This is a genomic window from Nonomuraea sp. NPDC048881 (assembly GCF_040649795.1).
Lineage (GTDB): Bacteria > Actinomycetota > Actinomycetes > Streptosporangiales > Streptosporangiaceae > Nonomuraea.
This window is the reverse complement of the sequence record NZ_JBEZGC010000001.1, coordinates 221,799-234,663: the sequence shown is the minus strand read 5'-3', so window position 1 is coordinate 234,663 and position 12,865 is coordinate 221,799. Positions and strand designations below refer to the sequence as shown.

The window sequence follows — 12,865 nt, the reverse complement described above, 5'->3', positions numbered from 1 at the left end:
CGCGTCAGGCGTGGGCGTTGAGCCGGGCGTAGGCGGCGGGCGGCATGCCGACGGCGGCGGTGAAGTCGCGGGTCAGGTGGGCCTGGTCGGTGTAGCCCAGCTCGGCGGCGAGCGTGGCGAGGTCGAGGCCCTGCCGCACGCGTTCGGCGGCCTCGTGCAGCCGGAAGCGGCGGATCACCCATTTGGGGCCGATGCCGACATAGTCCCGGAAGAGCCGTTGCAGCGAGCGCACCGACCGGCCCGCCCGCGCGGCCAGCTCGTCGACCCTGGTCACGGTCACGTCGTCCTCGGCCAGCCCCACCAGGGCCGCGGCCTCCTCGGCCGGCGGGTCCGGCGCCGGCCCGAGCGCCAGCAGGAACGCCTCCACCAGCGCGATGGCGGCCCCCGGGTCCGGCTCGGCCAGCACGCCTTCGACCAGCGCCGGGCCGGTGGCCGGGAACATCTCGCCGATCTCCACGAACCGGCCGGTGAGCTCGGACACCGGGCCGCCGAGGAACGTCCGGAAACCGCCGGGGCGGAAGCGGGTGCCGAGCGCGCGGCCGGTGCCCCGCATCGTGTACGAGAAGCCGCCGTCGATCACCCCCGCGATCCGGTGGAAGTCCTGGACGATCGTCATGTTCACCGTCGGGTGCGACAGGATGCGCTGCTCGTACGGCTCGGCGAGGTCGGTCCAGGTGACGGCCCAGAAGTGGTCGACGTACGCCGCCAGCTCCGGCGACGGCGCCTGGCGCGCGAAGTCGAAGGCGGCCAGCCCCGCGTAGGGGTTGACCCAGCCGCGCTGTCGCGTTTCTACAAGCCGCGCCCGAGGCAGGCGGGACATCATGTCTGCCATGGAAGACATGATGCCGCTGATGACCCGGGCCACCCACCGGACCGCCGGCCTGGTGGCCGCCGTGCGGCCCGAGCAGTTCGGGTCCCCGACGCCGTGCGCGGAGTTCGACGTCAAGGCGCTGGTCAACCACCTGGAGTGGGTGGCGGAGATGTTCGCGTCGCTGGCGCACGGCGGGGAGCGCACCGAGCAGGGCCCGTACGCGGGCGACTTCCCCGAGCGGGCCGAGCGCATGCTGGCCGCCTGGTCGCGGCCGCAGGCGTGGGAGGGCACGTGCGCCGCGCTGGGCGGCCTGCCGATGACCATGGTGGCCCACCTGTGGCTGGTGGACATGGTCGTGCACGGCTGGGACCTGGCCAGGGCCACCGACCAGGCGTACGAGCCGGACGCCGAGGCCGTCGCCCGCGCACTGGGGTTCACGGAGCAGTCGGTGGAGATGGGCCGGCAGAGGGGGGCGTTCGGGCCGCCGGTGGCGGTGCCGGACGACGCCCCGGCGTTCGACCGGCTGCTCGGCCTGATCGGCCGCGACCCGGCCTGGAAGCCCTGACCGGCCCACCCGCATAGGAGACGACGGGTCAGCGGGCGGCGGGCACGGGCCGCACGCCCTCCCGGACGGCCACGGCCCGCCGCCAGGCGGCGAAGAGCGCCGCGGCGATGTACAGCACCTGCTCCGGGACGCGCTCCCACAGCGGCGTGGCCTCCCCGCCCGCGAACGGCACGTCGGAGACCGCCGCGTAGACGTTCGCCGGGAGCAGGCCGACGAACAGCAGGGCCAGGCAGATCCCGGCCGCCCGGCGGGTGGCGGGCAGCACCAGCCCGATCGCCCCGGCCAGCTCCAGCACGCCGGTCAGGTAGACCACGGCGGCCGGGAACGGCACGAAGGGCGGCACCATGCGCACCAGGTCGCCGTGGTTCGGCATGAAGGTCACCCCTTCAGGGACGAAGTGCGCGCTTCCCGTCATGACCACCATGACGGCCAGCCCGTGCGCCACCGACACCTGCCACGTGCCGAACCGCCGCACGCCGAGCGCGCCCAGCAGCCGGAAGCCCAGCGTGGCCACCAAAAGAACGATCACCGTCACCGGAACACCTCATTGGATAGTATCGTTATCCGACATTGGATAACAGTACTATCCAATGACTCTGGAAGCAAGCGCGGACAGCAAGAAGCCGTGCGGGTCAGGACGACCCGCACGGCTTCGCGCGTTGAGGAGGGACGGCTAGATGCCGATGGCGGCCTCGGGCTGCATGAGACGGCGGGCCGCCTCGGTGATCGAGCCCGACAGCGACGGGTAGACCGCGAACGAGTGGGCGACCTGGTCGACCGTCAGCCGCTGCTGCACGGCCAGCGACACCGCCAGGATCAGCTCCGAGGCGCGCGGTGCCACGACCACGCCGCCGAGCACGATGCCGGTGTGGGGGCGGCAGAACAGCTTGACGAAGCCGTCGTTGAAGCCCTGCATCTTGGCCCGCGCGTTGGTGGCCAGCGGCAGCTTGACCACGTTCGCGTCGATCTCGCCCGCCTCGATCGAGCGCTGCGCCACGCCGACGGCCGCGATCTCGGGGTCGGTGAAGATGTTGGAGGCCACCGTGGCCAGCCGCAGCGGCTGGACGGCCTCGCCCAGCGCGTGCCACACGGCGATGCGGCCCTGCATGGCGGCGACCGAGGCCAGCATCAGCACGCCGGTGCAGTCGCCGGCCGCGTAGACGCCGGGCGCGGACGTGCGCGAGACCTTGTCGACCTTGACGAAGCCGTTGCGGTCGAGCTGCACGCCGGCCTCCTCCAGGCCGATGCCGCCGGTGTTGGGGACCATGCCGACCGTCATCAGCGCGTGGGAGCCCTCGGCCGTGCGGCCGTCCTCCAGGGTCACCACCACGCCGTCGGCCGTGCGCTTGACGGAGGAGGCGCGCGAGCGGCCCATGACGTTCATGCCGCGCCGCCGGTAGACCTCCTCCAGGACCTCGGCGCCGTCGGCGTCCTCGTTGGGCATCATCCGGTCACGGCTGGAGACCAGCGTGACCTCAGCGCCGAGCGAGCGGTAGGCGCCGGCGAACTCCGCGCCGGTCACGCCGGAGCCGACCACGATCAGGTGCTCGGGCAGCTCCTCCAGGTCGTAGAGCTGCCGCCAGGTGAGGATGCGCTCGCCGTCGGGCTCGGCCCCCGGCAGCACGCGCGGCGTCGCGCCGGTGGCCACGAGCACCACGTCGGCCCTGATCGTACGGTCGCCCGCGCGCACGACCTGCGGATCGACCAGCCGCCCCCGCGCCTTGATGATCTCGACGCCCTCGGCCTCGACCCGGGTCGCGATGTCGGCCGACTGGGCCTGGGCCAGCTCCTTGACCCGCTTGTTGACCAGCGGCAGGTCGACCCCGACCACACCGGCGTCGCCGTCGGGGCCGCCCGAGAACGACACGCCGAGCGAGGGCGCGTCGAGCAGGGCCTGCTTACGGACGGAGGTGGCGATCAGCGTCTTGGACGGCACGCAGTCGGTGAGCACGCAGGCCCCGCCCGGCCCGTCCTGCTCGACCATCGTGACCTGTGCGCCTAGTTGGGCGGCCACCAGCGCCGCTTCGTAGCCGCCCGGCCCGCCACCAATGATCACGATCCTCGTCACGTGTCCCATTCTCCCGCACGTGCCCCCGGAAGCCGCAACCGGCCCATGACGGGATCACGCTCCGGCGGACATGGGGGACACATGGGCCTTCCGTGCCCGGCTTGATGGACCGACACGCCGGGTCAGCGTGGCAGGATGGCGCGGTAGCTGGATGACGAGCGGCACCCGGCGAGAGGGGTGGATCGTGGCGTGGCTTTCGGATCAATCAGGGAAGCCGAATGATCTACGGCTTTACGGCTCCTACGGGATGAACATGGACCCCGAGCAGATGGCCATGCGCGCCCCGCACTCCCCGATCTGGGGGGTGGGCTGGCTGACGGGGTGGCGGCTGACCTTCGGGCGTACCGACAGCAAGTGGGAGAGCTCGCTCGCCACCATCGTGGAGGACCCCGACGCGCACGTCTTCGTCGTGCTCTACGACGTGCCGGAGTGGGAGGAGACCTCGCTCGACCAGTGGGAGGGCGCGGTCCGCGGGGCCTACCACAAGGTGCGGCTGCGGGTGCAGACCCTCGACGGCGAGGTCGTCGCCTGGTTCTACGTGCTCGACGGCTACGAGGGCGGCCTGCCCTCGGCCCGCTACCTGTGCAACCTGGCCGACGCGGCCGAGCGCGCGGGCGCCCCCGACGACTACGTCAAGGAGCTTCGGGAGCGCCCCTGCACCTCGGCGCCCTAGCGGAGCGGCTCGTCCTTGGTCTCGCGCAGCACGAAGACGTACACGAGCGTGGAGATCAGCGCCAGGGCGGACATGTACCACGGGAACATCCCGGGGTTGCCGGCCTTCTGCAGCGCGGTGCCGATCAGCGGCGCGGTGCCGCCGAAGATCGCCACGGTCAGCGAGTACGGGAACCCGGCCCCCGCCGCCCGCACCCGGGTCGGGAACAGCTCCGAGTTCACCGCGGCCGAGACCGAGGTGAAGCAGCCCAGGAACACCATGCCGATCATCTGCACGACGAGCAGGCTGGCGAAGGAGTCGGTGAGCAGGCCCAGCAGCGGCACCGGCAGGATCAGGAAGCCGAGCCCGAAGGCGATCAGCATGGGCTTGCGCCCGATCTTGTCCGACAGCAGGCCGAGCAGCGGCTGCAGCAGCATGAAGAACACCAGCGAGATCGTGCCGACCTGGAGCGACTCGGCCTTGTCGAACGAGACCGTGATCTGCGCGTAGGTGGGCAGGAAGCTGGTCCAGGTGTAGTAGGCGACGGTGCCCGCGATCGTGATGCCGACGATGGTGAGCGCGGACCTGGGGTGGTGCTTGAGGAACTCGAACATGCCCGGCCGCTTGACCTCGCCCCGCTGGATCTCCTCCGCGACGGCCGAGGTCTCGTCGGCGCCCTTGCGGATCCACAGGCCGACCAGGCTGAGCAGCGCGCCCACCAGGAACGGGATGCGCCAGCCGTAGGAGCTCATGTCCTCCTTGACCAGCGTCGAGGTGAGCACCGCGGCCAGGCCGGAGGCGATGAGCTGGCCGATGGTGGTGCTGACGTACTGGAAGGAGGAGAACAGGCCACGGCGGCGCGGCGGGGCCGACTCGACGAGGAACGTGGTGGCGGCGGCGAACTCACCGCCCACGGACAGGCCCTGGATCAGCCGGGCCAGCGTCAGGATGACCGGCGACAGCAGGCCCACGGCCTCGTAGGTGGGGGTCAGGCCGAGCAGCAGCGAGCCGCCGCCCATCAGGATGATGGTGAAGGTCATCGCGGACTTGCGGCCGTACCGGTCGGCGAACGCGCCCACCAGCAGGCCGCCCAGGGGCCGCATGAAGAAGCCCACCGCGAACACCGCGAACGAGCTCAGCAGCGGCACCAGGCTGTTGCCGGAGCTGTCGGGGAAGATCTGCGCCGAGAAGACCGTGGCCAGGAACGTGTAGGCGTACCAGTCGTACCACTCGACCACGTTGCCGATGCTGGCCGCCATGAGCTGACGGACCCTGCTCTTCGGTATGCCGAGCGGCGATTGCACGACGGGGGAGGTCGACACGGCATGTGCTCCTTTTGCTGACACGTGGAGTGATGGCTTACTGTGCATTCGGAAGACCGAAACAGTCAAATGTCTGGGCAATTATTTACAAACCCGACACGGAAGCGGTTGCAGGTGGACGTTCTCGACCGGCGGCTCGTGGCCGCGCTGCAGGTGAGCCCGCGGGCCTCGTGGGGCGAGATCGGCAGGGCGGTCGGCGAGCACGAACGCACGGTCGCCCGCCGGCTCCAGCGGCTCATCGCCGACGGCGTCGTCCGCGTCACCGCGATCTACGACGACCTGCGCACCGGCCACGGCCGCCCCGCGCACCTGCACGTCCAGGTGCGGCCCGGCACGGCGGCCCAGGTGGCAAGATCGCTCACCGACCGGCGCGACACGCGGTCGGTCTACGCGCTGACCGGGGCCGCCGACCTGGCCTGCGAGCTGGTGCCGCCGTCCCGGCAGGACCTGCACACCATCCTGGCCCACGACATCAGCGAGATCGACGGCGTGCTCCAGACGCAGACCCAGGTCGTGCTGCACACGTTCACCACCGTGGCCGAGTGGCACGCGCCCTTCCTCACCGAGCGGGAGGTGGCCGAACTGCGCCCCGCGCCGCCGCCCCCCGACCTGCCCGACGAGGACGGCCTGTCGCCGCTGGAGAAGGAGATCGCCGAGCTGCTGGCGGCCGACGGCCGGGCCGCCTTCACCACGATCGCCGAACGGCTCGACCTGTCCGTGCCGACCGCGCGCCGGCGGGTCGGCTCGCTCATCGACCGCCGGTTACTGCTGCCCCGCGCCGAGGTCGAGCCCGCGCTGCTCGGGCTGGAGGTCGAGGCCATGCTCTGGCTGAAGGTGCGGCCGTACGGGCTGGGCGAGACCGGCCGGCGCCTGGCCGAGCACCCCAACGTGCGTTACTGCGCCGCCACCTCGGGCACCCACTCCCTCATCGTGCAGGTGGCGGTGGCCCACGAGGCGGACCTCTATCGTTTCATGACCGACGTGCTCGGCCGGCTCGACGAGATCACCGACAGCGATCTGACCCTCATCACCCGCGCGTACAAGCGCGGTCACCTCCACAAGTCCGGACTGCTCACCCTGGAGAAGACGCCATGACACCTGCCGAGAACGAAGTCGCCGACCTGTGCGTGGAGCTGATCCGCGTCGACAGCAGCAACTACGGGGACGGCAGCGGCCCCGGCGAGCGGGCCGCGGCCGAGGTCGTCATGGCCAGGCTGGACGAGGTCGGCATCGAGGCGACGTACGTCGAGAGCGAGCCGGGCCGCGGCAACGTGGTCACCCGCGTCGAGGGCACCGACCCGTCGCTGCCCGCGCTGCTCGTCCACGGCCACCTCGACGTGGTGCCCGCCAACGCCGCCGACTGGTCGGTCGACCCGTTCGCCGGCGAGGTCAAGGACGGCTACATCTGGGGCCGCGGCGCCGTGGACATGAAGGACATGGACGCGATGATGCTGGCCGTGCTGCGCCAGATGAAGCGCGAGGGACGCCGTCCGCGCCGCGACATCGTCTTCGCCTGGGTCGCCGACGAGGAGGCCGGCGGCGTGTACGGCGCCAAGTACCTCACGGCCAACAACCGCGAGCTGTTCGAGGGCGTGACCGAGTCCATCAGCGAGGTCGGCGGCTACTCGCTGGAGGTCGACCCGTCGCTGCGGCTGTACCTGATCGAGACCGCCCAGAAGGGCCTGGCCTGGATGAAGCTGGTCGCCGACGGCACCGCCGGGCACGGCTCGATGCTCAACTCCGACAACGCGGTCACCGAGGTCGCCAAGGCCGTGGCCCGGCTCGGCGGGCACGAGTGGCCGCTCACCTACACGCCGACCGTGCGCCAGTTCCTCACCGAGGTCGCCGACGCCTTCGGCCTGCCGTTCGACGAGGACGACCCGGCCCCGCTGCTGGACAAGCTCGGCCCGCTGGTGCGGTTCGTCGGCGCGACGCTGCGCCACACCACCAACCCGACCCAGCTCGACGCCGGCTACAAGTCGAACGTCATCCCCGGCCAGGCCACCGCCGTCGTGGACGGGCGTTTCCTGCCCGGCTTCGAGGAGGAGTTCTTCAAGACCGTCGACTCGCTCATCGGGCCGAACGTGCGCCGCGAGTTCGTGCACCACGACATCGCGCTGGAGACGACGTTCGACGGCGCGCTGGTCGAGTCGATGATCGCGGCGCTGAAGGCCGAGGACCCGACCGCGCGGGCGGTGCCGTACTGCATGTCGGGCGGCACCGACAACAAGACCTTCTTCGCCGACCTGGGCGTGCGCGGCTTCGGGTTCGTGCCGCTGCGGCTGCCCGGCGACATGGACTTCGCCTCGATGTTCCACGGCGTGGACGAGCGGGTGCCGGTGGACGCGCTGCAGTTCGGGGTGCGGGTTCTGGACAGGCTGCTCCTAAACTACTGAGATGTGAGCAACGACGCATACACCCTGGCCGCGGAGGCCGCCGCCGCCCTGACCGGCGCGGCCGGCCTCGACACCTTCGACGTGGCCCTCGTCATGGGGTCGGGGTGGGTCCCCGCCGCCGACGCGATCGGGCAGACCGTGGCCGAGATCCCGTTCACCGATCTGCCCGGCTTCCGCGCCCCCGCCGTGGCCGGGCACGGCGGCAAGATCCGCGTCGTGCGCACGCCGTCCGGGCGGCACGCGCTGGTCTTCCTCGGCCGCACGCACCTGTACGAGGGCCTCGGCGTCGACGCGGTCGTCCACGGCGTGCGCACGGCGGCCGCGGCGGGGGTGCGCACGGTCGTGCTGACCAACGCGGCGGGCGGCCTGCGGCCGGAGACCCAGAACGTCGGCGACCCGGTGCTGATCAGCGACCACATCAACCTGACCGGCGCCAACCCGATCACCGGCACCACCTTCATCGACCTCACCGAGGTCTACTCGCGCCGCCTGCGCGCCCTGGTCCGCGAGATCGACCCGACCCTGGCCGACGGCGTCTACGTGGCCTTCCGCGGCCCGACGTACGAGACGCCGGCGGAGATCCGGATGTTGCGCACGCTCGGCGGCGACCTGGTGGGCATGTCCACCGTGCTGGAGGCCATCGCCGCCCGCGAGGCGAACCTGGAGGTGCTCGGCGTCTCCCTGGTCACCAACCCGGGGGCGGGCCTGTCCGGCGAGCCGCTCAACCACGAGGAGGTCCTGGAGGTGGGCCGCGCCACGGCCGCCCGCATGGGCGTGCTGCTGGCCAAGGTGGTGGACCGCCTGTGACCGCCGGCATCCCGCCGGAGGCCGAGGGGGACGTCCCGCTCCCGCCCGTGGACGCCGACCTGCTGCGCCGCGCCCGCCAGTGGCTGGCCCAGGACCCCGACCCCGACACCCGGGCCGAGCTGTCCGATCTCCTGGAGGACGACGACCTGCCCGCCCTTCGCGAGCGGTTCCAGGCCAAGCTGGAGTTCGGCACCGCCGGCCTGCGCGGCGAGCTGGGCGCGGGCCCCAACCGGATGAACCGGGTCACCGTCATGCGCGCCGCCGCCGGTCTGGCCGGCGTGCTCGGCGCCGGCAAGCACGTCGTGATCGGCTACGACGCCCGGCACAAGTCCGACGTGTTCGCCAGGGACACCGCCGCCGTCCTGACCGGCGCGGGGCTGCACGTCTCGTTGCTGCCGCGCCCGCTGCCCACGCCGGTGCTGGCCTTCGCCGTCCGCCATCTGGGGGCCGACGCGGGCGTGACGGTCACCGCCAGCCACAACCCGCCCAGGGACAACGGCTACAAGGTCTACTGGGGTGACGGCTCGCAGATCGTGCCGCCGGTCGACCGGGAGATCTCGGCCGCCATCGACGCGGTGGGCCGGGTCGACCAGCTCCCCCTCGACGGTCCGGGCACGCTCACCGAGCTGGGCGAGGACATCGTCGACGACTACATCGACGCGGTGACCGCCCTGCCGCTGGGCCAGGCGCGCGAGCTGCGGGTGGCGTACACGCCGCTGCACGGGGTGGGCTCGGGGACGCTGACGGGGGCCTTCCTCGCGGCGGGCTTCGAGACGCCGATGGCCGTGGAGGAGCAGCGCAACCCCGATCCCGACTTCCCGACGGTGGCCTTCCCCAACCCGGAGGAGCCCGGCGCGATGGACCTGGCGGTCGCGCTGGCCGCCAAGCTCGGCTCCGACCTGGTGCTGGCCAACGACCCCGACGCCGACCGGTGCGCGGTCGGCGTGCCGCTGTCCGACGGCACGTGCCGCATGCTGACCGGCGACGAGGTCGGCGGCCTGCTGGCCGAGCACGTGATCACGCACACCACCGGCGACCGGCTGGTGGCCACCACGATCGTCTCCTCGACCCTGCTGAGCAAGATCGCGCAGGCCCACGGCGTGCGCTACGGCGAGACGCTGACCGGGTTCAAGTGGATCGTCAAGGCGGGCGAGGGCCTGGTCTTCGGCTACGAGGAGGCCATCGGCTACTGCGTCGGCTCCGACGCCGGCCTGCCGGTCCACGACAAGGACGGCATCGGCGCGGCCCTGACCGTGGCCGCCGTCGCCGCCGCCGCCAAGCGCGCCGGCCGCACGCTGCTCGACCTGCTCGACGACCAGGCCGTCCGGTACGGCCTGCACGCGACGTCCCAGCTCAGCTTCCGGGTCGCCGACCTGTCGCTGATCTCCGGCGCGATGGACCGCCTGCGCGCCGCCCCGCCCGCCACGCTGGGCGACCACACGGTCGAGGCCGTGGACGACCTGAGCCGCGGCGACGGTGGCCTGCCCCCGACCGAGGGCCTGCGCTTCCACCTGTCGGACGGCGGGCGCGTCGTGGTCCGCCCGTCGGGCACCGAGCCCAAGCTGAAGTGCTACCTGGAGGTCGTGGTGCCGGTGACCGGCGAGGTGGCGCAGGCGCGCGCGTCGGCCGCCCGCGACCTCGACGGCCTCAAGGCCGACCTGACCGCCTGCCTGGGCCTGTAGACCGGTGGGCCCGCGCCGCGGGCCCACCGCCCGGTCACATGTCGGCGCCCGCCGAGAACATGATCGGCCGGACCTCGATCGCCAGGCCCTCGATCTGGCTGTCGGGGATCATCCCGGCCAGCTCGATCGCCCGCTCGCGGCTCTCGCAGTCGACGATGTAGTAGCCGCCCATGTACTCCTTGGCCTCCAGGAAGGGGCCGTCGGTCACGGCCGGCAGGCCGTTGCGGGTGCGGACGACGGCGCTGGTGGACGGGTCGCCGAGCGCCTGCGTGCCGATCATCTCGCCGGACTCCTGGATCGTCTTCATGAACGCTCCGTGGCCGCTCATGATCAGCTCGCGCTGCTCCTCGCTCAGGGTGTCCATGACCTGCTGGTTCACCTGCATGATCAACAGAAACTTCATCGTCTCTCCTCGTGGTCGGGCGAGTTCCGTCGTGCCGTGGTCGGAGCCGGCGCGTCCCTCTCGACATGCCCCGCGAAACTTTTCCGGAAAGCACGTCGAGCGCGCGAGCCGGGCTCCGACCTCCTGGTGAAACGGACGACACCAGGAGGCTCCCGACATGCCGCATCTCACCGAGACCGCCGCCGAACCGAGGGCCGGGCGGCGCGAATGGGCCGGGCTGGCGGTGCTCGCCCTGCCCACCCTGCTCGTCGCGGTCGACATCAACGCGCTGTTCCTGGCGCTGCCCCGGCTGAGCGTGGAGCTGGGGGCGAGCGCCGTCCAGCAGTTGTGGATCATCGACATCTACGGGTTCATGGTCGCCGGGCTGGTGATCACGATGGGCGGCCTCGGCGACCGCATCGGCCGCCGCCGGCTCCTGCTGACCGGCGCGGCGGCCTTCGGCGTCGCCTCCCTCGTGGCGGCGTACGCGGCCAGCCCCGCCATGCTGATCGCCGCCCGTACGGTGCTGGGCGTCGCCGGCGCCACGCTCATGCCCTCCACGCTCGCGCTCATCACGAACATGTTCCGCGACGCCCGGCAGCGCGGCACGGCCATCGCCGTCTGGGCCACCTGCCAGTTCGCCGGGGCCGCGCTCGGGCCGGTGGTCGGCGGGCTGCTGCTGGAGCACTTCTGGTGGGGGTCGGTGTTCCTGATGGCCGTCCCCGTGATCGCGGTGCTGCTCGTGGGCGGCGTGCTGCTGCTGCCGGAGTTCCGCGACCCGGACGGCGGGCGCATGGACCTGGCCAGCGTCGCGCTGTCGATGCTGGCGATCCTGCCGGTGGTCTGGGGTGTCAAGGAGCTGGCCGCCTCGTCGGCGTCGGCCGGGCCCGGCGCGCCGCTCGCCGCGATCGCGGTCGGTCTCGCGTTCGGGGCGGCGTTCGTACGGCGGCAGCTCACGCTCGACGCTCCCCTGCTCAACCTGCGCCTGTTCGCCCAGCGTCCGCTCACCCTGATCCTGACCGCGCTCGTGCTGGCGGGCATCGCCATGGCGGGCACCGGGCTCCTGGTCACCCAGTACCTGCAGTCGGTGCTGGGGTACACCCCGGCGCAGTCGGCGCTGTGGTTCGCGCCCATGGGGCTCGGCGTCGCGCTGGGCACCACGCTGACCCCTGCCCTGACCCGCCGCGTCGCCCCCCGCGCCGCCGTCATGGGCGGCCTGACGCTGTCGGCCGCCGGGGCGGCGCTGCTCACGCAGGCCGAGGCCGGGCTGCCGGTGGTGATCACCGCCATCACCGTGCTGGCGCTGGGCACCGGCCCGCTGTTCGCCCTGGGCACGGGGATCGTGGTCGGTTCGGTGCCGCCCGAGAAGGCCGGGTCGGCGGCCTCGCTGGCCGAGTCGGGCAACTTCCTGGGCGGGACGCTCGGCCTGGCCCTGCTCGGCACGGTCGCCGCGGCCGTCTACCACCACGCCCTGCCCGCGCACGTGCCCGACGCGGCCAGGGAGACCCTGGCGGGCGCGGCGGCCGTGGCCGGAACGCTCGCCCCGGCGCGGGCCGCCGAGTTGCTGGCGGCCAGTCACGCCGCGTTCTTCAACGGGATCGTGGCGATCGGCCTGGCGGGCGCGGCCCTGTTCGTGCTGGCCGCGCTGCTGACCTCGCTGCTGCCCCGCGCGAACGCGGCGTGACGGCCGGCTCAGGCCAGGCGGAACTGCAGGTCGATGTCCCAGTTGTTCAGGTCGGGCTCGATCCGCGGGTCCGTCTGGTAGAGCTCCAGCCGGCAGCCCCAGTGCTCGGTGCCGTCCTTCTCGGTCATGTCCCAGGTCAGGCCCTGCTCGGCGGCCCACGTCAGCACCGACTCGATGACGCCGGAGAGCTGGTCGGGGTGGCCGTGGTGGGACTCGGTGACGAAACGGCCCGCGGGCAGCGTGCCCGCGTGGAACTCGCCCTCGCCCTCCACGGGCTCGGTGACGGGCACGCCCGCCTCCACCACCAGCCGGTCCTGCGGCATGTCGATGCTGTGGTACCGGAAGAACGGGGCTCCGGCCATCGTGTGCCCGCGCTCGGCGAGCCAGCCGATCATCTCCGCGATCCGGTCCCCGACGAGGCCGAAACTGGTCATCGTGATGGTCTTCGTGATCCCGAGGTAAGGACGCTCGGGAAGTTCGACGATCTGTGGCATGT

13 protein-coding genes are annotated in these 12,865 nt (G+C 72.2%); 7 read left to right on the top strand and 6 right to left on the bottom strand.

Going from position 1 to position 12,865, the window contains the following annotated elements:
* Nucleotides 1-4: 4 nt before the first annotated feature.
* Nucleotides 5-832 carry a helix-turn-helix domain-containing protein gene (locus AB0C33_RS01175; protein ID WP_358282424.1) on the bottom strand — a complete coding sequence of 276 codons (828 nt, stop codon included), beginning with the start codon at nt 830-832 and terminating at the stop codon, nt 5-7.
* On the opposite strand from AB0C33_RS01175, the gene AB0C33_RS01170 reads away from it, so the two are divergent.
* Complete coding sequence (locus AB0C33_RS01170; protein WP_358282422.1) at nt 831-1,376, top strand: TIGR03086 family metal-binding protein; 546 nt, start codon at nt 831-833, stop codon at nt 1,374-1,376. The two genes, AB0C33_RS01175 and AB0C33_RS01170, sit on opposite strands and share 2 nt — an antisense overlap.
* Before the next feature lie 28 nt (nt 1,377-1,404).
* Here the strand turns inward: AB0C33_RS01170 and AB0C33_RS01165 are convergent, their stop codons facing one another.
* A complete protein-coding gene (locus AB0C33_RS01165) occupies nt 1,405-1,911 on the bottom strand; it encodes a hypothetical protein (RefSeq protein ID WP_358282420.1) in 507 nt (168 codons plus the stop codon).
* 138 nt (nt 1,912-2,049) lie between these two features.
* Nucleotides 2,050-3,444 (bottom strand): NAD(P)H-quinone dehydrogenase, encoded by a 1,395-nt coding sequence (locus AB0C33_RS01160; protein ID WP_352325471.1) that lies wholly within the window; start codon nt 3,442-3,444, stop codon nt 2,050-2,052.
* 253 nt (nt 3,445-3,697) lie between these two features.
* Here AB0C33_RS01160 and AB0C33_RS01155 point away from each other — a divergent pair, with 253 nt between their 5' ends.
* Nucleotides 3,698-4,117 (top strand): gamma-glutamylcyclotransferase, encoded by a 420-nt coding sequence (locus AB0C33_RS01155; protein WP_358282418.1) that lies wholly within the window; start codon nt 3,698-3,700, stop codon nt 4,115-4,117.
* Here AB0C33_RS01155 and AB0C33_RS01150 read toward each other — a convergent pair.
* Nucleotides 4,114-5,418 (bottom strand): MFS transporter, encoded by a 1,305-nt coding sequence (locus AB0C33_RS01150; RefSeq protein ID WP_358282416.1) that lies wholly within the window; start codon nt 5,416-5,418, stop codon nt 4,114-4,116. The two genes, AB0C33_RS01155 and AB0C33_RS01150, sit on opposite strands and share 4 nt — an antisense overlap.
* Before the next feature lie 114 nt (nt 5,419-5,532).
* Here AB0C33_RS01150 and AB0C33_RS01145 point away from each other — a divergent pair, with 114 nt between their 5' ends.
* Genes AB0C33_RS01145 through AB0C33_RS01130 form a run of 4 tightly spaced genes read left to right on the top strand, consistent with a single transcriptional unit; the run spans nt 5,533 to nt 10,303 of the window.
* Complete coding sequence (locus AB0C33_RS01145; protein ID WP_352361981.1) at nt 5,533-6,513, top strand: Lrp/AsnC family transcriptional regulator; 981 nt, start codon at nt 5,533-5,535, stop codon at nt 6,511-6,513.
* A complete protein-coding gene (locus AB0C33_RS01140; protein ID WP_358282414.1) occupies nt 6,510-7,814 on the top strand; it encodes a M20/M25/M40 family metallo-hydrolase in 1,305 nt (434 codons plus the stop codon). The genes AB0C33_RS01145 and AB0C33_RS01140 overlap by 4 nt, the downstream gene beginning before the upstream one ends.
* A 3-nt stretch (nt 7,815-7,817) precedes the next feature.
* Entirely contained in the window at nt 7,818-8,621 is an 804-nt protein-coding gene (locus tag AB0C33_RS01135; protein WP_352361985.1) for a purine-nucleoside phosphorylase, read from the top strand.
* A 47-nt stretch (nt 8,622-8,668) separates the two neighbouring features.
* A complete protein-coding gene (locus AB0C33_RS01130; protein WP_358283898.1) occupies nt 8,669-10,303 on the top strand; it encodes a phospho-sugar mutase in 1,635 nt (544 codons plus the stop codon).
* 34 nt (nt 10,304-10,337) lie between these two features.
* Here the strand turns inward: AB0C33_RS01130 and AB0C33_RS01125 are convergent, their stop codons facing one another.
* The gene (locus tag AB0C33_RS01125) at nt 10,338-10,706 is read right to left on the bottom strand and encodes a YciI family protein (protein ID WP_352324881.1); all 369 of its coding nucleotides are present in this window, start codon (nt 10,704-10,706) and stop codon (nt 10,338-10,340) included.
* A gap of 157 nt (nt 10,707-10,863) precedes the next feature.
* Here AB0C33_RS01125 and AB0C33_RS01120 point away from each other — a divergent pair, with 157 nt between their 5' ends.
* Nucleotides 10,864-12,369 (top strand): MFS transporter, encoded by a 1,506-nt coding sequence (locus tag AB0C33_RS01120; protein ID WP_358282411.1) that lies wholly within the window; start codon nt 10,864-10,866, stop codon nt 12,367-12,369.
* A gap of 8 nt (nt 12,370-12,377) precedes the next feature.
* Here the strand turns inward: AB0C33_RS01120 and AB0C33_RS01115 are convergent, their stop codons facing one another.
* Nucleotides 12,378-12,863 carry a GyrI-like domain-containing protein gene (locus AB0C33_RS01115; RefSeq protein WP_358282409.1) on the bottom strand — a complete coding sequence of 162 codons (486 nt, stop codon included), beginning with the start codon at nt 12,861-12,863 and terminating at the stop codon, nt 12,378-12,380.
* Nucleotides 12,864-12,865: the final 2 nt, after the last annotated feature.